The sequence below is a fragment of the Agromyces sp. H66 genome, from assembly GCF_004959775.1.
Taxonomy (GTDB): Bacteria; Actinomycetota; Actinomycetes; order Actinomycetales; family Microbacteriaceae; genus Agromyces.
Genome location: NZ_SJZG01000011.1, coordinates 99385 through 120041 on the forward strand (window position 1 = coordinate 99385; position 20657 = coordinate 120041).

18 protein-coding genes are annotated in these 20657 nt (G+C 73.3%); 3 read left to right on the forward strand and 15 right to left on the reverse strand.

Annotated features, from left to right (window positions below):
* Positions 1-24 precede the first annotated feature (24 nt).
* Positions 25-3543 carry a chromosome segregation protein SMC gene (smc, locus tag EZM51_RS16630; RefSeq protein ID WP_136709428.1) on the reverse strand — a complete coding sequence of 1173 codons (3519 nt, stop codon included), beginning with the start codon at positions 3541-3543 and terminating at the stop codon, positions 25-27.
* 160 nt (positions 3544-3703) lie between these two features.
* Between smc and EZM51_RS16635 the strand changes: the two genes are divergently transcribed.
* Entirely contained in the window at positions 3704-4810 is a 1107-nt protein-coding gene (locus tag EZM51_RS16635; RefSeq protein ID WP_136709429.1) for a GNAT family N-acetyltransferase, read from the forward strand.
* On the opposite strand, the gene mutM is transcribed toward EZM51_RS16635, so the two are convergent.
* From mutM to EZM51_RS16685, 10 genes are all read right to left on the reverse strand, one after another.
* On the reverse strand, positions 4800-5732 hold the full coding sequence (mutM, locus tag EZM51_RS16640) for a bifunctional DNA-formamidopyrimidine glycosylase/DNA-(apurinic or apyrimidinic site) lyase (protein WP_136709430.1): 933 nt from the start codon (positions 5730-5732) through the stop codon (positions 4800-4802). The genes EZM51_RS16635 and mutM overlap by 11 nt on opposite strands.
* Before the next feature lies 1 nt (position 5733).
* A complete protein-coding gene (rnc, locus tag EZM51_RS16645; protein WP_248305718.1) occupies positions 5734-6396 on the reverse strand; it encodes a ribonuclease III in 663 nt (220 codons plus the stop codon).
* A 75-nt stretch (positions 6397-6471) separates the two neighbouring features.
* A complete protein-coding gene (rpmF, locus tag EZM51_RS16650) occupies positions 6472-6675 on the reverse strand; it encodes a 50S ribosomal protein L32 (protein WP_022887809.1) in 204 nt (67 codons plus the stop codon).
* A 9-nt stretch (positions 6676-6684) separates the two neighbouring features.
* Positions 6685-7185: a YceD family protein gene (locus EZM51_RS16655; protein ID WP_136709456.1), complete on the reverse strand. Its 501-nt coding sequence runs from the start codon at positions 7183-7185 to the stop codon at positions 6685-6687.
* A 74-nt stretch (positions 7186-7259) separates the two neighbouring features.
* The gene (locus tag EZM51_RS16660) at positions 7260-9599 is read right to left on the reverse strand and encodes a DUF3488 and transglutaminase-like domain-containing protein (protein ID WP_136709432.1); all 2340 of its coding nucleotides are present in this window, start codon (positions 9597-9599) and stop codon (positions 7260-7262) included.
* A complete protein-coding gene (locus EZM51_RS16665; RefSeq protein ID WP_136709433.1) occupies positions 9589-10923 on the reverse strand; it encodes a DUF58 domain-containing protein in 1335 nt (444 codons plus the stop codon). The genes EZM51_RS16660 and EZM51_RS16665 overlap by 11 nt, the downstream gene beginning before the upstream one ends.
* Before the next feature lie 3 nt (positions 10924-10926).
* Positions 10927-11901, reverse strand: a complete 975-nt coding sequence (locus tag EZM51_RS16670; RefSeq protein ID WP_136709457.1) for a MoxR family ATPase — start codon at positions 11899-11901, stop codon at positions 10927-10929.
* Positions 11902-11957: 56 nt separating this feature from the next.
* On the reverse strand, positions 11958-12449 hold the full coding sequence (coaD, locus tag EZM51_RS16675) for a pantetheine-phosphate adenylyltransferase (protein ID WP_136709434.1): 492 nt from the start codon (positions 12447-12449) through the stop codon (positions 11958-11960).
* A 51-nt stretch (positions 12450-12500) separates the two neighbouring features.
* Positions 12501-14708 carry an ATP-dependent DNA helicase RecG gene (locus tag EZM51_RS16680; RefSeq protein ID WP_136709435.1) on the reverse strand — a complete coding sequence of 736 codons (2208 nt, stop codon included), beginning with the start codon at positions 14706-14708 and terminating at the stop codon, positions 12501-12503.
* Positions 14705-15517 (reverse strand): hypothetical protein, encoded by an 813-nt coding sequence (locus EZM51_RS16685; protein ID WP_211195960.1) that lies wholly within the window; start codon positions 15515-15517, stop codon positions 14705-14707. Before EZM51_RS16685 ends, EZM51_RS16680 begins: the two co-directional genes overlap by 4 nt.
* Before the next feature lie 78 nt (positions 15518-15595).
* Here EZM51_RS16685 and rsmD point away from each other — a divergent pair, with 78 nt between their 5' ends.
* Complete coding sequence (gene rsmD / locus EZM51_RS16690) at positions 15596-16219, forward strand: 16S rRNA (guanine(966)-N(2))-methyltransferase RsmD (protein WP_136709436.1); 624 nt, start codon at positions 15596-15598, stop codon at positions 16217-16219.
* On the opposite strand, the gene thiL is transcribed toward rsmD, so the two are convergent.
* Positions 16189-17187, reverse strand: a complete 999-nt coding sequence (thiL, locus tag EZM51_RS16695) for a thiamine-phosphate kinase (RefSeq protein ID WP_136709437.1) — start codon at positions 17185-17187, stop codon at positions 16189-16191. The genes rsmD and thiL overlap by 31 nt on opposite strands.
* Before the next feature lie 24 nt (positions 17188-17211).
* Here thiL and EZM51_RS16700 point away from each other — a divergent pair, with 24 nt between their 5' ends.
* Positions 17212-17718, forward strand: a complete 507-nt coding sequence (locus tag EZM51_RS16700) for a DUF3515 domain-containing protein (protein ID WP_136709438.1) — start codon at positions 17212-17214, stop codon at positions 17716-17718.
* 37 nt (positions 17719-17755) lie between these two features.
* Here EZM51_RS16700 and EZM51_RS16705 read toward each other — a convergent pair whose 3' ends face one another.
* From EZM51_RS16705 to EZM51_RS16715, 3 genes are read right to left on the reverse strand one after another with little or no spacing between them, the layout of a single operon-like run.
* The gene (locus EZM51_RS16705) at positions 17756-18847 is read right to left on the reverse strand and encodes a D-alanine--D-alanine ligase family protein (protein ID WP_136709439.1); all 1092 of its coding nucleotides are present in this window, start codon (positions 18845-18847) and stop codon (positions 17756-17758) included.
* Positions 18747-19886 (reverse strand): NAD(P)H-dependent glycerol-3-phosphate dehydrogenase, encoded by a 1140-nt coding sequence (locus EZM51_RS16710; protein WP_248305714.1) that lies wholly within the window; start codon positions 19884-19886, stop codon positions 18747-18749. Before EZM51_RS16710 ends, EZM51_RS16705 begins: the two co-directional genes overlap by 101 nt.
* Positions 19876-20652, reverse strand: a complete 777-nt coding sequence (locus tag EZM51_RS16715; RefSeq protein ID WP_248305715.1) for a lysophospholipid acyltransferase family protein — start codon at positions 20650-20652, stop codon at positions 19876-19878. Before EZM51_RS16715 ends, EZM51_RS16710 begins: the two co-directional genes overlap by 11 nt.
* Between the last annotated feature and the right edge of the window lie 5 nt (positions 20653-20657).

Sequence of the window (20657 nt, forward strand, 5' to 3'; positions counted from 1 at the left end):
CGGGAGGCGGCGCATCCCGACGGCTCAGCTCGCCTTCGCCTCGCGGTCCTCGCGCACGCGCTGGCCGACGACGGCGGACACGCCGTCCTGGCGCATCGAGACGCCGTAGAGCGCGTCGGCGATCTCCATGGTGCGCTTCTGGTGCGTGATGACGATGAGCTGGCTCGACTCGCGCAGGTCCTCGAGGGTCGTGAGGAGCCGGCCCAGGTTCGCGTCGTCGAGGGCCGCCTCGACCTCGTCCATGATGTAGAACGGGCTCGGCCGCGCCTTGAAGATCGCGATGAGCAGCGCGACGGCCGCGAGCGAGCGCTCGCCGCCCGAGAGGAGCGACAGCCGCTCGATCTTCTTGCCGGCCGGCTTCACGCTCACCTCGATGCCGGTCGTCAGCAGGTTCTCGGGATCGGTGAGCGAGATGCTGCCGGTGCCGCCCGGGAAGAGCACGGGGAAGACCTCGGCGAACGCCTCGCGCGTGTCCTCGAAGGCACCGCGGAAGATGGCCTCCATCTTGCCGTCGATCTCCTCGATGATCGTGAGCAGGTCCCTGCGCGTGTTCGCGAGGTCGGTGAGCTGCTCGGTGAGGAACTGGTGCCGCTGCTCGAGCGCGGCGAACTCCTCGAGGGCGAGCGGGTTCACGCGGCCGAGCTGGGCGAGCTTCCGCTCCGCGGCGGCGAGCCGGCGCTGCTGTTCTTCGCGCGCGAACGGGCGCGGCTCGTCGTCGTCGTGCTCGGCCGGCACCGGGATCTCGGGTCCGTACTCGGCGATGAGCACGTCCTCGGTGAGTCCGAGTTCCGACTCCGCGCGTTCGACGAGGCCTGCGACGTGCAGCTTCTTCTCGTAGATCCTGAGCTCGAGGCCGTGCACGTCCTCGGTCACCGCGTGCAGGCGCTCGCGGACGGCGGCCTCCTGGCGGCGCACGCGCTGCAGTTCCTCGTTGCGGCTGGCCCGTTCCGCCTCGGCGCGTCCGAGGGCGACGCGCGCCTCGGCGACCGACGCGTCGACCGACGCGAGGGCCGCGGGCAGCGACGCGGCGACCCGGGTGGCCGCCTCGAGCTGGGCCCGGCGGATGACGGCGCGGCGCGCGGCATCCGCCGCCGCCTGCTGCTCGGCCTCGAACTGGCGCTCCATGGCCCGCACCCGCGCCTCCTCGGCGCGAACGCGCTCCTTGGCCGTCTCGAGCCGGAGCCGCGCCTCGACCTCCCGCTCGCGCGCTCGCTCGAGCGCCGCCAGCGCGCCGTCGCGCTCCGACGCGTCGAGCACCGGTCGTGCGACGGATTTCGCGGCGTCGAGCGCGGCGCGGGCCTCGTCGGCGGCGCGTTCGGCGTCGGCGACGCGCTCCTCGGCGTTGGCGGCGGCCTGGCGGAGTCGCTCGGTCTCGGCGTCGACCGCCTCGGCCTGCACGCGGGCCCGGTTCAGCTGCTCGGTGCGCTGGGCGAGCTTCGCGTCGAACTCGCGGAGCGCGGCGAGCGCCGCCTTCGCCTGCTCCTTGGAGCGCTCGAGGATCGTGCGCTGCTCGGCGAGGTCGGCGCGGGAGCGCTCGATGAGGGCGCGCACCTCCTCGAGGCGGGCGCCGGCGCGGTCGCGCTCGGCGATGAGCTCGATGCGGCTCTGCTCGCGGCCGGTGCCGCCGCGGATGACGTAGCGCCCGGCGACCGTGCCATCCTTCGTGATGACGGTGACGGGGCGGTCGAGGCTCGCGAGGGCGGGTTCTGCGGCCCGGGCGGCCGCGAGGTCGTCGGCCACGAGCACCTCCGCGAGGAGCGCGACGACGCCGTCGGGGGCCGTCACGACGTCGGCCGCCGGAACGAGGCCGCCGACCGGCTGAAGTGCGCTCGGCGCCGGTCCCACGTCGGCGAGCGTGAGCGCGACCCGGCCCAGCTCGCCGTGCACGGCGTGCTCGAGCGCGCGGAACGCGGCGGCGCGGTCGTCGACGAGCACGGCGTCGGCGAGCGACCCGAGCGCGGCCGCGATCGCGGGCTCGTACCCGGGCTCGACCTGCAGCGACTCGGCCAGCAGGCCCCGCACGCCGGCGACCTCGGCCGCCACGAGGGCCGCCGAGCCGTCCTTCTGGTCGAGCGCGAGCGACAGGGCGGCTGTGCGCGCGGCAAGGGCGCCCTGCTCGCGCTCGCGACCGTGCAACTCGTCGCGGATCCGCTCGATCTCGGCCTCCGCCTCGAAGACGGCGGCCTGGGCGAGCTCGTACGCCTCGTCGAGGTCGCTCTCGGCGCCGTCGCCGGCGTCCGCCTCGGCCTCGGCGCGCGCGAGCTGGGCGGCGGCGGCGTCACGACGCTCGGCGGCGGCGGCGAGCGCGTTCGCGTGCCGGAGCACCTCGCCGCGCACGGTCGCGAGGCGGGAGGCGGCGGTGTCGACCTGACCCGCGAGCTTCGAGAGCTCGAGGTCGTACGCGGTGACGCGCGCGCTCTGCGCGGCGATGCGCTCGTCCACCGCGTCGAGCTCGTCGCGCGCGGTGCGCGTGGCCGCGACGGCGGTCTCGAGGCCGGATGCCGCGTCGGCGACCGCGCCGGTGAACGCGTCCAGTCCGTCCGTCGCCTCGTCGATCATGGCGCGTGAGACGGTCGGCGCGGCCTCGGCGGGCTGGGCCTCGGCGCTCAGCAGGGCGATGCGCTGGCGGGCGAGGGCGTCGAGGGCGCGCAGGCGCTCCTGTGCCGATTCGAGCGCGTGGCTGGTGGAACGCGCGGTGTCGACGTCGTCGCCGAGGTAGGTGGCCTCCAGCCGGGCGACGCGTGCCTGGTGCTGCTCGAGCTCGTCTTGGAGCACGAGGCGCTCGCTGTGTCGCTCGTGCTCGCTGCGGCCGTGCTCATCGAGCGCGCGGCGCAGACCCACGACCTCGTCGGCGAGGAGGCGCGCACGGGCGTCGCGTACGACCGCCGCGATGGTGGCCGCCTCGCGCGCGACCTCGGCCTGTCGGCCGAGCGGCTTCAGCTGGCGGCGGATCTCCCCGGCGAGGTCGGAGAGGCGCGTGAGGTTCGCCTGCATGGCATCGAGCTTGCGGAGCGTCTTCTCCTTGCGCCGTCGGTGCTTCAGGATGCCCGCGGCCTCCTCGATGAAGCCGCGGCGATCCTCCGCGCTCGCGTGCAGCACGGCGTCGAGCTGCCCCTGCCCCACGATGACGTGCATCTCGCGGCCGAGACCCGAGTCGCTCAGCAGCTCCTGCACGTCGAGCAGACGGCAGGTCTCGCCGTTGATCGCGTACTCGCTCGTGCCGTTCCGGAAGAGCGTGCGCGAGATGGTCACCTCGCTGTACTCGATGGGCAGTGCGCCGTCGGCGTTGTCGATCGTGAGGCTGACCTCGGCGCGCCCCAGCGGCCCGCGGGTCGCGGTGCCGGCGAAGATGACGTCCTCCATCTTGCCGCCGCGGAGGGTCTTCGCCCCCTGCTCGCCCATGACCCACGCGAGCGCGTCGACCACGTTGGACTTGCCCGAGCCGTTGGGTCCGACGATGCACGTGACGCCGGGTTCGAAGGCGAACGTCGTCGGCTGCGCGAAGGACTTGAAACCCTTCAGCGTCAGGCTCTTGAGGTACACGTCCCACCCTTCCGGCTCGCGAGCGCGCTGCCGACGAGCGTAGCCGAGGAACGACGCGTCGCCGTTCGCCCCCGCCGCCGTCGGCGGGATCGACCCTTGCCGCCTGCGACCGGACCGGGTTAGTCTGGGCGGCTGTCGAGACCGCGCAGGGGGTGTCCGGATGTCCGTCGAGGTCCGTCCGATCCCGGTCCCCCACGCCCTCGGCACCCCCGATTCCGCCGAATTCGAGGCATACGCCGACCTGGGGTTCGCACTCGAGCGCGCCAACTGGGGGCACGACCACTTCGCGGATTCTGCGGCTCGACTGCTGGCCATGCATCGTCACGCGGCGGGCCGCGGCCACGCCGAGTTCGCCGCCTGGGACGGCGCCGTCATCGTGGGTCGCGCCGGTCTCGCCTGGGAGCTGACGGCCGGCTCGGAGACGGTCGAGCTCACCCTCGGGGTACTCCCGTCGCACCGCCGTCGGGGCATCGGCTCGCGCCTCCTCGTCGCCGCCGAGGAGCACGCTCGCGAGCTCGGCCGGGCGAAGGTCGTGGCGTACTCCGACCACCCCGACGACGGCGCCGCTCCCACCGGCCCCGTCGTGCGCGCACCCGACGGCGACGCGGTGCTCGCGGCATCCGCGCCCGCCAACGCCTTCGCCGAGGCGCGCGGGTATTCGCTCGGCCAGCTGGAGCGGATCAGCAGCATCCGGGTGCCGGGACGCATCGAGGCGTTCCGCGCCGAGCTCGGCGAGCGGCTCGCCCGGGCGGAGGCCCTCGGCTACCGGCTCGCGCGCTGGACCGATCGCGCGCCCGCCGGGCTCGTCGACGCCTACGCGGCGGCCCGGGCGCGCATGGCGCTGGACGTGCCGGCGGGAGGCCTGACGATCGACGAGGAGCACTGGGACGCCGTCCGCGTGCGCGAGTACGAGTCCCGCGAGCTCGACGGCGACACGAGCCTGCTCGTGTCCGCAGTCGTGACCGACGACGGCGAGATCGCGGGCTACACCGAGCTCGAGCTGCCGCGCGAACGCGACTTCGCCTACCAGTTCGACACGCTCGTCGTGGGCGCCCATCGTGGCCACGGCCTCGGCATGCTCGTGAAGCTCGCGAACCTCGTGCGACTCGCCGAGGTCGCTCCGCAACGCGCCGTCGTCTACACGTGGAACGCCGACGAGAACGCGCACATGCTCGCCATCAACGTCGGGCTCGGGTTCCGTCGGTGCGGCCTCGAGGCGGTCTGGCAGCGCGCAGGCGATGCCGGCGGCGCCCACGTCACCGGCTGAGCGGTGGCCGGGGCCGCCGGAGCGGCTGGCAGCGCGGGCATCGGTGCGACGACCGGTTCATGAACGCCTCGCGCACGATCGGAGTACCGCAGCGCCGGCACGGCTGCCCGGTCCGGCCGTATGCGTTCAGGGAGTGGGCGAAGTAGCCCGATGCCCCGTTCACGTTGACGTATTGCTCGTCGAAGCTCGTGCCGCCCTCGGCCAGGGCCCGCTCCAGCACCTCGCGCACGGCCGCGAGCAGTTCGCGGGCGCGTCGACGCGAGACGGATGCCGCGGGCTGTTCGCCGTGCAGGCGCACCGCCCAGAGCGCCTCATCGGCGTAGATGTTGCCGACTCCGCTGACCGCGTGCTGGTCGAGAAGCACCCGCTTCACTCCCGACGCGCGTCGCCCGAGCACGTCGAGGAAGGCCTGGTCGTCGAACGCCGGATCGAGCGGGTCGCGTGCGATGTGCGCGACCTGCGTCGGGATCGACCGCGCCCACGGTCCGGTGACGCCCCCCGAGAAACCGGCGATCTCGCCATCGTCGGTCGGCACGAGCCGATCGACCGCGAGCGAGCCGAACGTGCGCTGGTCGACGAAGTCGACGCGCAGCTCACCGTGCTCGGGGTGCTCGAGATGCAAGCGGATGCGCGCGTGCCGGTCGTCGCCCGGATGGTCGGGGGTCCGAAGCAGCAGCTGCCCGCTCATGCCGAGGTGGCCGACGATCGCCAGGTCCGAGCCGAACGGCAGCCACAGGAACTTGCCGCGACGGACCGCGGCGCCGAGGCGCGCCCCCGTGACGAGGTGCTCGAAGTCGCCGGATGCCGCGTCGTGACGGGTCAGCGCGCGGGTGTCGAGTACCTCGACCGCCGTCACCCGCGCCCCGGTGACCGCCGGCGCGAGACCCGCGCGCACCACCTCGACCTCGGGCAGCTCGGGCACGTCAGTGCGAGTTCAGTCGGGTCCACGCCTCGAGCGCGGCGGCCATCTCGGCCTGCTTCTTGCTCGAGCCCTCGCCGGACGCCTCGACGAGATCGCCGACCACCACGGACGCCACGAAATGCTTGTTGTGATCGGGTCCGGACTCGGCGATCGTGTAGACGGGCGGCGGGGCGCCGCGCCGCGCCGCGATCTCCTGCAGGCTCGTCTTCGGGTCCATGGCGGCGCCGAAGCGCTCGGGGTCGCTGAGCAGCGGCCTGATGAGGCGCAGCACGAGCCCGGTGGCCGCCTCACCACCGGCGTCCAGGTAGACGGCTCCGATGATCGCCTCCACGGTGTCGGCGAGGATCGACGGCTTGTCGGCGCCGCCCGTCATGGTCTCGCCGCGACCGAGGCGGATGTGCGGACCGAGTCCGATCGAGCGGCCGACCTCCGCGAGCGCCACGCTCGAGACGAGGCTGGCCCGCCGCTTCGCGAGTTCGCCCTCGTCGAGCTCGGGGTGGTCCCGGAACAGCTTGACGGTGACGGCCTGCCCGAGGATCGAGTCGCCGAGGAACTCGAGGCGCTCGTTGGTGGGGATGCCGCCGTTCTCGTACGCGAACGACCGGTGCGTGAGCGCGAGCAGGAGCAGGTCGGGATCCACCTCGACCTGCAGCGTCCGCTGCAGGTCGCCGAGCGTGTGCTCAGCGTGTCCTGTCTGCTCCGTTCGCGTCACGACCGGTCGGATGATGCCGTCGGCCGACTAGACGTCGGCGACCTTGCGGCCCTTGTATTCGAGGAACAGCGGGGTGCCCGCGGAGTCCTCGACGACCTTCGCGCGGTGCGGGAGGCTGTAGGTGACCTTGCCGTTCTCGACGGTCTTCACCAGCGTGGGGACCTCGGCCTTCCACTGCGACCGGCGCGCGTGGGTGTTGGCGCGTGACTTCTTCCGCTTCGGAACAGCCATGACTCTCTCTCAATCTCTCTGCTGATCGGCCTCGGATGCGACATCCGTGCCCTGGTCTTCGGAAGCCTGGAACCCGGCGAGCGCGTCCCATCGCGGGTCGCGGTGCTCGTGGGTGACGAGTTCCGGATGATCGGCCAGTCGGACCCCGGTCTCGGGATCGAGACCCGGGCAGTCCGGCCGGCACACCGGCTGGAACGGTAGCGACAACACCACCGCATCTCGGATGAGCGGTTCAAGATCCACGTGGTCGTCTTGAACCTCTACCTCGAAAGCTTCTCCAGAATGATACGCGAAAAGCTCTTGGAACTCGACTCGGACGGGCAGGGCGATGTCGATGAGGCACCGCCCGCACTCGCCCTCGGCGACCGCGTCGACCTCGGCCGTGACGAGGATTCCCTCGTGCACGGATTCGAGCCGCACGTCGAGGTCGAGCTCCGCGCCCTCGCGCACGGCGACGAGCCCCTCCCCCATCTGCTCGGCGACGGGGACGGTGAGGTGCTCCTCGCGCATCTCGCCCGGACGGTTCACGAGGTCGCGCACGTTCACGCGGAACGGCGAATGCGAAGTGGCCACGATCGACGATTCTACGCCCCGCGGGCGATGCGTCCGCCGAGCACCCGGCGGACGCCGTCGACCAGCGAGGGCGGCATCAGGATCGCGCGCGCCCGCTCGGCGCCCACCGCGTCGGCCAGGAGCGCGGCGCGCGCGGTGGCGAGGTCGTCGACGAGCGATGCGGATGCCGCGGCACTCGGCGTTCCCGCCCCGTCGGGGCCGTAGCGTTCCCGCTCGACGGCGTCGCGCAGGCGGACGACCGCGGCCCGGGCGGCGGCGTCGCCGAACGCCTCGCGCCCGGTCAGCCGGGCCGCGAACTCGCGCGGCGTCTCGCCGCCGCTGCCGCCCACACCGAGGTCGACGGCGGTCGCGGCGAGCTCGTCCCACGCGGCATCCGCCGGTCGTTCACCGTGGCGGATGCGCCGGACGCGCGCCAGCCGTCGGCTCAGCCGGAACGCCGCCGGCACGAGGAGGAGCACGGCGACGACGAGGGCGACGACACCGGTGCGGATCCACAGCTGCGTCGCCGTGGCGACGGGGTCGACCACCGGGCCCGCGAGGCCGGTGTCGGGGTCGATGTCGGGTCGCCCGGTCGAGCCGGGACCGGTGGCCGGAGTGCTCGCGAGGGGCGGCGCGCCCTCCTCGCCCGCGCCGGGCCGCGAATAGCCGGGCACCGTGCCCCGGCCCGGCGTCGGCTCGAACGGCACCCAGCCCACGCCCTCGAAGTAGAGTTCGGGCCACGCGTGCAGGTCATGGGTGTCGACCTCGATGCGCAGGACACCGTCGACCCGCTCGTCGGTGGGCGAGCCCTGGGTGTAGCCGATCGAGATGCGCGACGGGATGCCCGACTCCCGCGCGAGCACCGCCATGGTCGATGCGAAGTGCACGCAGTAGCCGGCCTTCGTCTCGAGGAACGTCGCGATCACGTCGAAGCCGCCGCCGTCGTAGCCGTCTTCGACGGGTGCTTCGGTGGAGTAGTCGAACTCGGAGCCGCGCAGGTACGCCTGGATCGCGACGGCCGCGTCGTACGGCGACGCCGCCGAGGCCGTGATGGCCGCCGCCGTCTCCCCGATGATCGCCGGCATCTCATCGGGCAGGTCGAGGAACGATGCCAACTCGTCGTCGAACTCGCGATCGGCGGCGCGGAGCTGCTGCGGCGTGGGCTCGACCTCCAGCCTGGTCACCTGGTAGCTCTGGCCGCCGGTGTTGGTGTCGACGCTGCGCACGGTGAGCGAGCCGTCGTCCCAGAACCACGACCCCTTGAGGCCCTCGATGCGCGCGGCCGGGTACGGCACCGGCAGCCACGTGGTGCGCACCTCGTCGACGACGACGTCGATCGGGTGCTCCGACGTCTCGACCGCGCTGGAGAGCCCGTCGGGCCGTGGCATCTGGTCGACGGTGTTGTCGCCGTCGACGGCCCGCTCGGTGGGCGCCCACACCTCGCCCTCGAACCGGTCGAGCGTGAGCAGGGTGAAGTACGGCCGGTCGCCGTCGCGGGCGAAGTAGTGGAAGGCCGGCAGCGGCTCGGGCCGGCGGAGGTCGCGGCCGAGGTCGATGAACGGGCTCACGCCGCGCGCGAAGAGCGTGCCCTGCGACGGACTTCCGAGCAGGAGGCTCGTGGAGACGCTCGGCGTGGACGCCGCGAGCACGGATGCCGCGAGCAGGCCGACCGCGGCGAGGCCCAGCGATGCGCCGAACGTCGACACGATCGGAACGCGCTTCGGCGCGATCACGGTGGCCGCCTGGTCGCCTTCCTCGCCGGCCGCGAGGCGGGCGCGTCGGCGCACGCGCACGTCCACCCGCAGCAGCAGCAGGTAGGCGGCCGCGGTGAGCACCAGGGTCGGCACGTCGGCGCCCGCCTCGATGATGAAGCCGGGGATGAGGACGGGCACCAGCGCGGGCGCCGCGGCGAGCGCCGGCATGCGGGCGGTCTGCACGAGGATGTCGACGACGACGGCGAGCAGCCCGGTGCCGACGGCGAGCGCGAAGGTCAGCGGGGGCACGGGAACCGCCGGGACGGACTGCTGCTCGATCGTGCGCTGCGCACCCGCCATCAGCTCGCCGAAGGTCTCGAACGTGCCCGCCGTGGGCACGACGAGGGCGATGCTCGTACCGCCGCCGAAGAGCAGCGTGAGCATGAGGAGCAGCACCACGAGTTCCAGCACCGGCACGAGCGAGGGCGGCGTTCGGATCGAACGCAGGCCGAAGCCCGAGAACAGCGTTCCCGCGGCGATGAATGCGCACAGCCACCACCAGCCGCTGCCCGCGATGAGGGGACCGAGCGCCATCGTCGCGATCACGAGGAACAGGAACGACGCGGCGGTCAGGGCGAGTCGCTGCGCGCGCGAGAGCGGCATGAGGTCAGGGCGCATGCGTCGCCCTCTCACGCGGCGTCGTCGCGATGCCCGACCACGCCTCGCCGATCTCCGCCGGCCGGCGGACGCGCACGACGCGCCAGTCCGCGTCCTCGAGGAGGTCGAGCACGAGGCGCGAGACGCCGTCGGTGGCGAACGCGACCGCCGGTTCGAAGGTCGGACGGAGCGCCACGAGCGCACGCGCGTCCGACTCGTCGGGGTCCACGAGCACGGCGAACCCGGGTGAACGCGCCTCGCGCGCACGGGGGTGCGCGTCGGACGGGGCCGGCTCCGCCTCGTGCCCCGCAGCCCTGCCCGGGCGGTCGAGCCTCGCGAGGTCCTCGAGGAGCATGCGGTCCCCGCCGGGCATCCGGTACGCACCGCCGTGGGCGGCGCCGGGGATCACGCCGCGCTCGGGATCCGCGACCTGCGTGCAGCGCACGCGGAACCCGCGCTCGAGCAGGTGCATGCCGATCGACGCGGCGACCTCGATGCCGAGCTCGAACCCGAAGTGCGCCCCCTCGTCGTCGTCCCGACGCAGGGTGCCCGGCGGGCGCCCGGAGAGCGTCGTGTCGAGGAGGATGCGCGCCTCGGGATCGCCGCGCTGCTCCTCCTCGCGCACCATGAGCTCGCCACGTCGGGCGGTCGCCGCCCAGTTCACGCGACGCAGGGGGTCGCCGTAGCGGTACTCGCGGGCGATCAGCTCGTCGGAGTTCGGATGCGTCCGCCGACGAAGCCCGTGGACGACGCCGTCGATGGACGCGGCGCTGCCGAGTGCGGCGTCGAGCGGGGTGATCCGCGGGGTGACCACGACCTCGTGCCCCGCGCCCGCCTCGCGGTCGATGCGGGCCAGGCCGAACGGGTCGGCCACCCCGATGCGGAGCGGCCCGATCGAATAGACGCCGCGCCGCGGCATCCGGAGCCGGTACTCGAGACGCACGGTGTCGTCGCCCGATGGGAGGACGCCCTCGTAGGGTCCGATGGCCGGCAGGATCGCCTCGGGCGGGCCCATCAGTCCGTCGGGCACGGTGTCGCGCCAATGCGCGCCGTCGAAGGTGCGCCGGCCGCGGTTCTTCACGACGATCGAGACGCGCGTCCAGGCTCCCGCCGCGACGACCGGAGGTGCGAACACGCGCGTGACGGAGAGTCTGGGGCCGCGCGCCGCGACGAACACCGCCGCCGCGATCGGCATCGCGATGCCGACGAACGCCAGGAGCAGGATGTCGCGCAGGTCGAACCACAGCGAGACCGCCAGGAGCAGCACGCCCACGATCATGAGCGAGCCGCCGCGCCTGGTCAGTCGCGGCCAGGCCGAGACGCGAACGGAGCGCGGGCGGAACATGGGTCAGATCCTTCGTGCACTGCCGACCGGAACCGGCGTCTCCCCCACGATGCGGCGCACGATGGCGTCGATGAGCGGTCCGCTGTCGCGGTCGTGCGCGCCGACGGCGCGGCTCGTCGGCACGAGCCGGTGCGCGAGCACGGGCACGGCGAGCGCGTCGACGTCGTCGGGCAGGACGAAGTCGCGACCGTGCATGGCGGCATGGGCCTTGGCGGCGCGGATGAGCTGCAGCGTCGCGCGCGGACTCGCGCCGAGGCGCAGCTGCCGGTCGTCGCGCGTCGCCCGCGCCAACTCGACCGCGTACTCCTTCACGGGCTGCGACGTGAACACGTGCTGCACGGCCGCGATCATGGCGCGGAGTTCGCCGAGCGTCACGACCGTTGCCAGGCGTTCGAGCGGGCTCGACGTCTCGCGCGTCGACAGCATGGCCAGCTCGTCGGCCGGCGAGGGGTAGCCCATCGAGATGCGGGCCATGAATCGGTCGCGCTGGGCCTCGGGCAGCGGATACGTGCCCTCCATCTCGACGGGGTTCTGCGTCGCGACCACGGTGAACGGCAGGTCGAGCACGTACGTCGTGCCGTCGGCGGTGACCTGGCGCTCCTCCATGCACTCGAGCAGGGCAGACTGGGTCTTCGGGCTCGCGCGGTTGATCTCGTCGCCGATGACGATGTTCGCGAAGACGGGCCCGCGCTTGAACTCGAACCGCCGGCTCGCCTGGTCGAAGACGGAGACCCCCGTGACATCGCTCGGCAGGAGGTCGGGCGTGAACTGGATGCGACTGACGCTGCAGTCCACCGAACGGGCGAGCGCCTTCGCGAGCATCGTCTTGCCGACGCCCGGCACGTCTTCGATGAGCAGATGCCCCTCGGCGAGCAGCACCGTCAGGGCGGCGGTGACGGCGTCGCGCTTGCCGGCGATGACGGTCTCGACGTTCTGCACGACCGCCGCGGCACGCGAGCCGACCTCGTCGATGCCCATCACGACGTCAGGTGCGTCGGGCGTGCCGGTACCGCCGACCGTGACCGCTGCCTCGCTCATGGCGTCATCGCCGCCTGCAGGAACTCGGACACCACCTGGGGCACGTACGGCGAGACGTCGCCGCCGAGCGCGGCCACCTGCCTGACGAGGGAGCTGGACACGTGCGCGTGCGCGGGATCGGTCAGCATGAACATGGTCTCGACGCCCGCGAGGTGCCGGTTCACGATGGCCATGGGCGTCTCGTACGCCACGTCGACCTGCGACCGGATGCCCTTCACGAGCACGGAGGCGCCGACGTCGGTGCAGTAGTCGACGAGCAGTCCCATGCTCCACGACGCCACGACGATGCGCCCGTCGAGGCCGGCGTCGGCGATGGACTTCTCGATGAGGGCCACGCGCTCGGCGATGGGCAGCAGCGCGGACTTGTCGGGGTTGTGCACGACGACGACGTGCACCTCGTCGTAGAGCCCGGCGGCCCTGCCGATGACGTCGAGATGGCCGAGCGTGACGGGGTCGAACGATCCTGGGACGACGGCGATCCGCTGCATAACCCCCAGCGTAGTGCCCGGGAACGGGACGGGAAGCACTGCCCGAGAGTCTCAGCCCTTGCTCAGGAATCCGCTCGTCTCGGCGTCCAGGCGGCGTCGGACCTCGGCGGCGAGTGCGCCGTGCCGCTCGAGCCCGGGGTCGGCGGCGAGCACCTCCGCGGCGAGCTCGCGGGCGTCGGCGATGAGGTCGCCGTCCCGTGCGACGCGCAGCAGCTTCAGCGACGACCGCCCGCCCGACTGCGTGGCGCCGAGCACGTCGCCCTCCTGCCGCAGCTCGAGGTCGACGCGGGCGAGCTCGAAGCCGTCGAGCGTCGCCGCGACGGCCTCGACGCGCTGCAGCGCGAGCGAGCCCGGCTCGGCGGCCGTCACGAGCAGGCACAGGCCCGGCACGGCGCCGCGCCCGACGCGCCCGCGCAGCTGGTGCAACTGCGAGACGCCGAACCGGTCCGCGTCGACGACCACCATGGCGCTCGCGTTCGGCACGTCGACGCCGACCTCGATGACCGTCGTGGCGACGAGCACGTCGAGCTCCCCCGCGGCGAACGCGCGCATCACGGCGTCCTTCTCGTCGGATCCCATGCGTCCGTGCAGCGCCGCGACGCGCTTCCCGGCGAAGCGCGGGTGCGCCTCGAGCTCAGCGAGGATCGAGGCGACGGATGCCGCCAGCCCGCCGCTGCGGCCGTCGGCGGCCTCGGGCTCCAGCGCGTCGGGGTCGTCCTCGACGGCCTTCGCGTCGATCGCCGGACACACGACGAAACCCTGGCGGCCCTGTTCGACCTCCTCGGCGAGCCGCTCCCACACCCGAGCCCGCCACCCCGGGCGCTCGGCGAGCGGCACCACGAACGACTCGATGCCCGCCCGGCCGGCGGGCAGCTCCCGGATGGTCGACACGTCGAGGTCGCCGAAGACGGTCATGGCGACGGTTCGCGGGATCGGGGTCGCGGTGAGCACGAGCACATGCGGCGGGTGCTGTCCCTTGAGTCGCAGCGCCTCGCGCTGCTCGACCCCGAACCGGTGCTGCTCGTCGACCACCACGAGTCCGAGGTCGGCGAACGAGACCGCATCGCCGATGAGCGCGTGCGTGCCGACCACGATGCGGGCCTGCCCCGCCGCGGCGCGCAGCAGCGCCTTGCGCCGTTCGGCCGCCGACAGCTGCCCGGTGAGCAGGGTGGGCACGAGCGAGGCGGAGAGCTCGGGACCGAGCATGCGCACGATCGAGCGCAGGTGCTGCGCGGCGAGCACCTCGGTGGGTGCCAGGAGCGCGGACTGGCCGCCCGAGTCGGCGACGGCGAGCATGGCCCGGAGTGCGACGACGGTCTTGCCCGAGCCCACCTCGCCCTGCACGAGGCGGTTCATGGGCACCGGCTGCTCGAGGTCGCCGGAGATCTCGGCGCCGACGGCGCGCTGGTCGCCGGTGAGCGGGAACGGCAGCGACGCGTCGAACCGTTCGAGGAAACCGCCGGCCGACGGATGCCGCGCGGTCGTGGTGTGCGCCCGAAGCTCGGTGCGGCGCTGGAGCAGGGCGGTCTGCAGCACGAACGCCTCGGTGAACCGGAGCGTGCGGCGCGCCGCCTTCCAGTCGGACTCGGCCTCGGGTCGGTGCACGGCCTCGAGGGCACCGCGTTGGTCGAGCAACGACCTGGCGGCGCGAACGGCGTCGGGGATCGGGTCGTCGAGCGGGCCGAGTCCGTCGAGGAGCAGCGCGATCGCCTTCGCCAGCTGCCAGCTCGCGAGGGTCCCCGTGGCGGGATAGATCGGGATCGGCGCCTCCGCCCACCGCTTGGCGGCCGCGTCGCCCGCCGAGCGCGGCACGTCGTCGTCGAACAGCTCGTAGTCGGGATGGGCGAGCTGCCGGTTGCCCTTGTAGTCGCCGACCTTGCCGGCGAAGATGCCGCGACGGCCGGGGCGCAGGTCGTTCTCGCGCCACTTCTGGTTGAAGAACGTGAGCGTCAGGATGCCGGTGCCATCGGAGATCTTGGCCTCGAGGATCGACCCGCGCCGCTGGCGCATCTCGCGCACGCGCACCTCGAGCACCTCAGCCACGATCGTGACGTTCTCGTCGAGCGGCAGGCTCGCGAGCGCGGTGAGCTCGCCGCGCAGCGCGTAGCGCCGCGGGTAGTGGCCGAGCAGGTCGCCGACGGTGCGGTACCCGAACGCGCGCTCCACGGCCTGCGCGGTGCGTCCGCCGAGCGCGCCGGCCAGGCGTGTGTCGAGCGTGAACCGCCCGGCGCCCGCGGCATCCGCTCCTTCGGCCGTCATGCCTCGATCGTAGGCTCCACCTCGGTCAGGGCAGCCAGCTCCGCCTGCACGTAGGGGTCGTCGGGGCGGGCCCGGGCGAGCTCGCGCTGCAGCTCGAGCGCCTCGTCGGCGCGCCCGATCGTGCGCAGGCACCGTGCGACCGACCAGCGGGCCACGTGCTGCTGCTCGGTGGTGCCGTACCGGTCGGCGGCGTCGACGGCCTGCTCGAAGTGGTGCAGCGCGGCCAGCGCGTCGCCGGCGTCGTGCTTGGTCCAGCCGAGGTTGTTGTGCAACGCGACGCCCCAGCGGAGCACGCGCGGATCGCGGGATCCCGCGAGCACGTCGAACCCCTCGGCGGCCCACTCCTCCTCGTGGCCGGCGTCGTTGAGTGCGAGCATGTGCAGGGCGTCGAGCACGAGGAACGGCGAACCGGCGAGCGCGGCCTCGCGCACCGCGCGGGTCAGCACCGGGATGGCCTCGGGTCGCCGTTCCGGGTCGGCCGCGAGGATCCGCCCGCGCTCGATGGCGATGCGCGCGCGCACCTCCGCGGCGTCGCGCTCGACGTCGTCGGCGGGGATGCCCTCCGACGCGGTCGAGTCGAGCACGTCGAACGCCTCCGCGGCCCGGCCCTGGATCCCGAGCGCACGCGCGAGCTGGGTCGCCATCACGGCGCGGACGTGCGCGGTGTGCGTGTCGTCGTCTGCGGCCTCGCGGAACCGCTCCTCGCTGGCGGCGGGATCGCGGAAGTCCCACAGTCGGTCGATCATCTGCTGTTCGTCACCACGGTGACGGGACGGTTCGGCGGGCACCTGGTCGGTCGAGTCATCCACCCCACCATCATTGCAGCGGATGCGACCGCGTCGCGCGGGCATGACAGCCCGTGGCGTCGTCGCTAGGCTGCCGAGGACATGACCCGCATCATCGCCGGTGCCGCCGGCTCGCTCACCCTCGCCGTGCCGCGTTCCGGAACGCGGCCCACGAGCGACCGCGTGCGCGAGGCGATCTTCTCGGCGCTCGAGGCGCGCGACGCCATCGAGGGCGCGGCCGTGCTCGACCTGTACGCCGGCTCGGGGGCGCTCGGCCTCGAGGCCGCGAGCCGGGGCGCGGCCGAGGCGGTGCTCGTCGAGCGCGCGAAGGGCGCCGCCGACGTCTGCCGCCGCAACGCCGACGCGGTCGGCCGGGCGCTCCGCGGGAGTCCGACGCGGGTGCGCGTCGTCGCGCGCCCGGTCGCGAGCTACCTCGAGTCGGCCGTCGGGGACTTCGACCTCGTCTTCATCGATCCACCGTACGAGTCCGGCGAGCGCGCGCTCGCGCACGACCTGGCCCTGCTCGCGCCGCTCCTCGCCCGCGACGCGGTCGTGGTGGTCGAGCGCAGCTCGCGTTCGCCCGAGCCCGCCTGGCCAGAGGGCATCGTGCCCGAACGCCGCCGCGACTACGGCGAGACGACGCTCTGGTGGGCCCGCGCCGACGATCGGCCGCCGGCCCACGATGAGCCGCCGGCTCAGCCCGAACGGCCGTCCCAGCCGGCGTAGGGATCCCAGCCGTCGGAACCGACCGGCTCCCCGTCGACGAGCACCTGTCCGGGCGCGTCCACCACGCGGCCGACGACCTGGAACGGCTCGGGAAGGGTCGTGCCGGCGGGGAAGGTCGCGAGCAGGCCGTGGTCCTCGGCGCCGGCCAGCGCGACGCGCAGGTCGGGGCCCATGGCGGATGCCTCGAAGTCGAGGCCGACGCCGCTCGCCTCGGCGATGCGACGCGCATCGCGGGCGAGCCCGTCGGAGACGTCGATCATCGACGTGGCACCCGCGAGCGCCGCGACGACGCCGGCCGCGACGGGCGGCTCGGGCGCGACCTGGGCCCGAACGAGCTCGGGATGCCGCGCCCGCACCGCACGCGCCCTCGCCGCGTCGGGCTCGCCCTCGGCATCCGTGCCCTCCGCGAAGAGCAGGGCGAGCCCGCGCGCCGCGGCGCCGCGCTCGCCCGCGTGCGCGGCCACGTCGCCGACGCGCGCACCCGACCGCAGCACGGGCGCACGACCCTCGAGATCGCCGAAGGCGGTCACCGCGATGGTGAGCACCGATGAGGCCGACAGGTCGCCCCCGACCACGCCCGCGCCGGGGGCGAGTGCGGCGAGGCCCTCGCGGAGCCCGTCGGCGAAGCCCTCGAGCACGGCGACCGGCGTCGCGGGCGGCGCGGCCACGGCCACGACGAGCGCGGTGGGACGGGCGCCCATGGCGGCGACATCCGTCAGGTTCGTGGCCGCGGCCTTCCATCCGAGCTCGAACGGCGTCGACCAGGCCAGGCGGAAGTCGGGGCCGTGCACCAGCATGTCGGTGGTCACGACGAAACGACCGTCGGCGGCCGCGACCACCGCGGCGTCGTCGCCGGCGCCGAGCAGCGTCGCGTCGCCGGGCGTGAGGCGCGGCAGGATGCGGGCGAGCACCGCGCTCTCGCCGAGCTCCGCGATCGTGGGACCGTCGGGGCGCGCAGCTCGTTCCATGCCACTCACGGTAGCCTGAGATCGATGCCCCACCCAGCCGCCCGCCGCCCCCGCGGACTCCCCCGAACCGTGCTCACGACCGCGCTCGCGATCGCCGGCGGCATCGTGCTCGCCGGCTGCGCGCAGGCGGTCACCTTCGACGCCGCGCCCCACGCGACCGACCCCGACTGCGCCGCGGTCGTGGTGCGCCTGCCCGACACCGTGGCCGGCCTCGCCGAGCGCGAGACCAACGCCCAGGGAACGGGCGCGTGGGGCACGCCGGCCGCCGTGCTGCTCCGCTGCGGCGTCGAACCGCCCGGGCCGACGACCGACCGGTGCGTGAGCGTCGACGGCGTGGACTGGATCATCGACGACTCCGATGCCCCCAGGTTCCTGTTCACGACCTACGGCCGCACGCCCGCCGTGGAGGTGCTCGTCGACAACGACGTGGTGTCGGGATCGACGGCGATCGCCGACCTCTCGCCGGCGGTCGCCGCGATCCCCGCCGAGGGCGGCTGCGTCGGGCTCGAGGACGCCGGCGCGCCCGACTGACGAACGCCGAGGGCCCGCCCGGCACGCCCGGGCGCGCCTACCTCACGCCTCGCGCGTGCCCGACCTCGATGAGCTCGGTGATCAGCTCGGGGTAGCTCAGGCCGGAGTTCAGCCAGCACGTGGGGAACATCGAGATGGGCGTGAAGCCCGGCATGGTGTTGATCTCGTTGACCACGAAGCCCTCTTCGCCGAGGAACACGTCGACGCGCGCGAGGCCCTCGGCGCCGATCGCCTCGAACGCGTGCCGCGCGATGCGCTGCAGTTCGAAGAGCTCGCCGTCGCCGAGGTCGGCCGGGCAGATGAGCTCGACGCCGGGCGCGTCGAGGTACTTCGCCTCGAAGTCGTAGAACTCGCGCCCCGTCACGACCACCTCGCCCGCCACGCTCACGCGTGCGGGGGCACCGTCGCGGCCCTCGAGCACGGCGCACTCGATCTCGCGGCCGTGGATCGCCGACTCGATGAGCGCCGTGCGATCCTCGGCGAATGCGACATCGAGCGCGGCGTCGAGCTCGGCCCAGTCGGCGACCTTCGTGACGCCCACCGATGAACCCGCGCGGGCGGGCTTCACGAATACCGGCAGCCCGAGGCTGCGGGCGCGTCGCTCCCAGAGCTCCCGCTCGCCCTCCCACGACCGCCGGGTCACCGTGACCCAGGGGGCCACCGCGATGCCGGCGCCCTCGAGCACGGTCTTCGTCACGTGCTTGTCCATGCCCATCGCCGAGGCGAGCACGCCGTTGCCGACGTACGGCAGGCCGACGAGCTCGAGCAGGCCCTGGATGGTGCCGTCCTCGCCGAACCGGCCGTGCAGGATCGGGAAGACGACGTCGACGTCGCCGAGCGAACGCTCGCCCGAGGCATCCGTCACCGTCAGCGCCCGCGAGGCAGCGCTCTCGGGCCAATGCACGCGCGTTCCGTTGTCGACGACCTCGGGCAGGTGCTGCGGATCGAGCGCGAACCGGTCGGAGTCGTCGGACTCGAGCACGTACGCGCCGTCGCGGGTGATCCCGACGGGGATCACCTCGAACCGACTACGGTCGATCGCGCCCAGCACCCCGCCGGCCGTCGCGCAGCTGATCGAGTGCTCGCTTGAACGCCCGCCGAACAGCAGAACCACCCTGAGCTTGTCCATCCTTCGTCCTTTCGCCCTGGGGCTCGTCGTCGGTCGTGAGGTGCGGTGCGATGTCCTTCGGGGCCAGCGTGCCCGCCAGCACCTGGCGGACCTGCTCGACGATGGGCATCTCGACGCCCTTCGCCCGCGCGAGTTCGAGGATGGGACCGACGGACGCGAGTCCCTCCGTGGTCTGCTGCATCTGGTTCACGACGTCGCTCAGGTGGTAGCCCTGGCCGAGCAGGCGCCCGGCGGTGTTGTTCCGCGACAGCGGCGACTGGCACGTCGCGATGAGGTCGCCGAGTCCCGCGAGTCCCGAGAGCGTCTCGGGGTGCGCGCCGTAGGCGACGGCGAAGTCGGTCATCTCGACCAGGCCCCTCGTGATGATCGACGCCTTGGTGTTCTCGCCATATCCGGCCCCGTCGACGATACCGATGGCGACTGCGATGAGGTTCTTCAGGACGCCGCCGAACTCGGTGCCGATGACGTCGGTGTTCACGAAGGAGTGGAAGTAGCGATTGCGGGCGACGGATGCCACGGACTGCGCGGTCTCGCGGCTCGTCGACGAGACGACCGCCGCGGTCGGCTGCTCCTTCGCGATCTCGAGCGCGAGGTTGGGGCCCGAGATGACCGCGATCTGCGACTCGTCGACGTGCAGCACGTCGGACATGACCTCGCTCATGCGCAGTCCGGTCGACTTCTCGACGCCCTTCATCAGCGAGATGACCGTCGACGCGGCGTGCAGGTGGGGGGCTGCGATCTTGAGGTGCTCGCGCAGCGCCTGGCTCGGCACCGAGACGTAGACCTGTTCGGCGCCCGCGAGCGCGAGGTCGAGCCGGCTCGTCGCCCGGAGGCTGAGCGGCAGGTTCACGCCGGCGAGGTAGTCGCTGTTGCGCTTGGCCTCCTGGATCTCGCGCGCGAGCTCGGGGCGGCGCGCCCAGACGACGACGTCGGCGCCCCCGTCGGCGAGGATCTTCGCGAAGGTCGTGCCCCAGCTGCCGGCGCCGAGCACCGCCACGCGTTTGCCGTGGGGCCTGCGGGGCTGGTTCCTACCCTTCAAGACGACCGGTCTCCTTCTGTCCGTGCGCCGCGGGATCCCAGCGCTCGGCCGGCGCGGGCTCGCCGCGGAGCTCGGCGAGGAGCGCCGCGATCGCGTCCATCAGTTCACCCGTCGCCTTCAGGAGCGTGGCCTGGTCGAGCGGCTTGCCGCGGTACGCGCTGAGGTCGAGGGGCTCGCCGATGGCGACCTGGATCGTCTTCCGCGGGAAGAAGCTGAGCTTCTTCCCGTAGCGCGGCAGCAACGCCTGGGTGCCCCAGTGCGCGATGGGCACGATGGGGATGCCTCGCTCCAGGGCGATGCGCACGGCGCCGGTCTTGCCGCGCATCGGCCACAGGTCGGGATCGCGCGTGAGCGAGCCCTCGGGATAGACGACGACCATGCGGCCCTTCTCGACGAGCTCCTCCGCCGCTCGGAGCGCGGCGTGGCTCTGGCTGCCCGCACGCTCGACCGGGATCTGCCCGGAGGTACGCAGGAACCACGCGAGCACGGGGTTCTTGAAGAGCGAGGCCTTGGCGAGGAACCTGGGCGCCCGGCCGAGCTTCCAGCTCGCCATGCCGATGACGACGGGGTCGATCTCGCTGTAGTGGTTCGGGGCGAGCACGAACGCGCCGGCCTGCGGCATCCGCTCGGGGTGGTGGAACCGGAAGCGGATCGCCAGGTTCATCACCGGCAGGATGATCGCGGCGAGGACCCAGAAGAACGAGGGGCGGCGGGTCTCCGAGCGCGGCTTCGCGGCAGCGTCGGACGAGGAGTTCGCGGGTGGCACTCCCC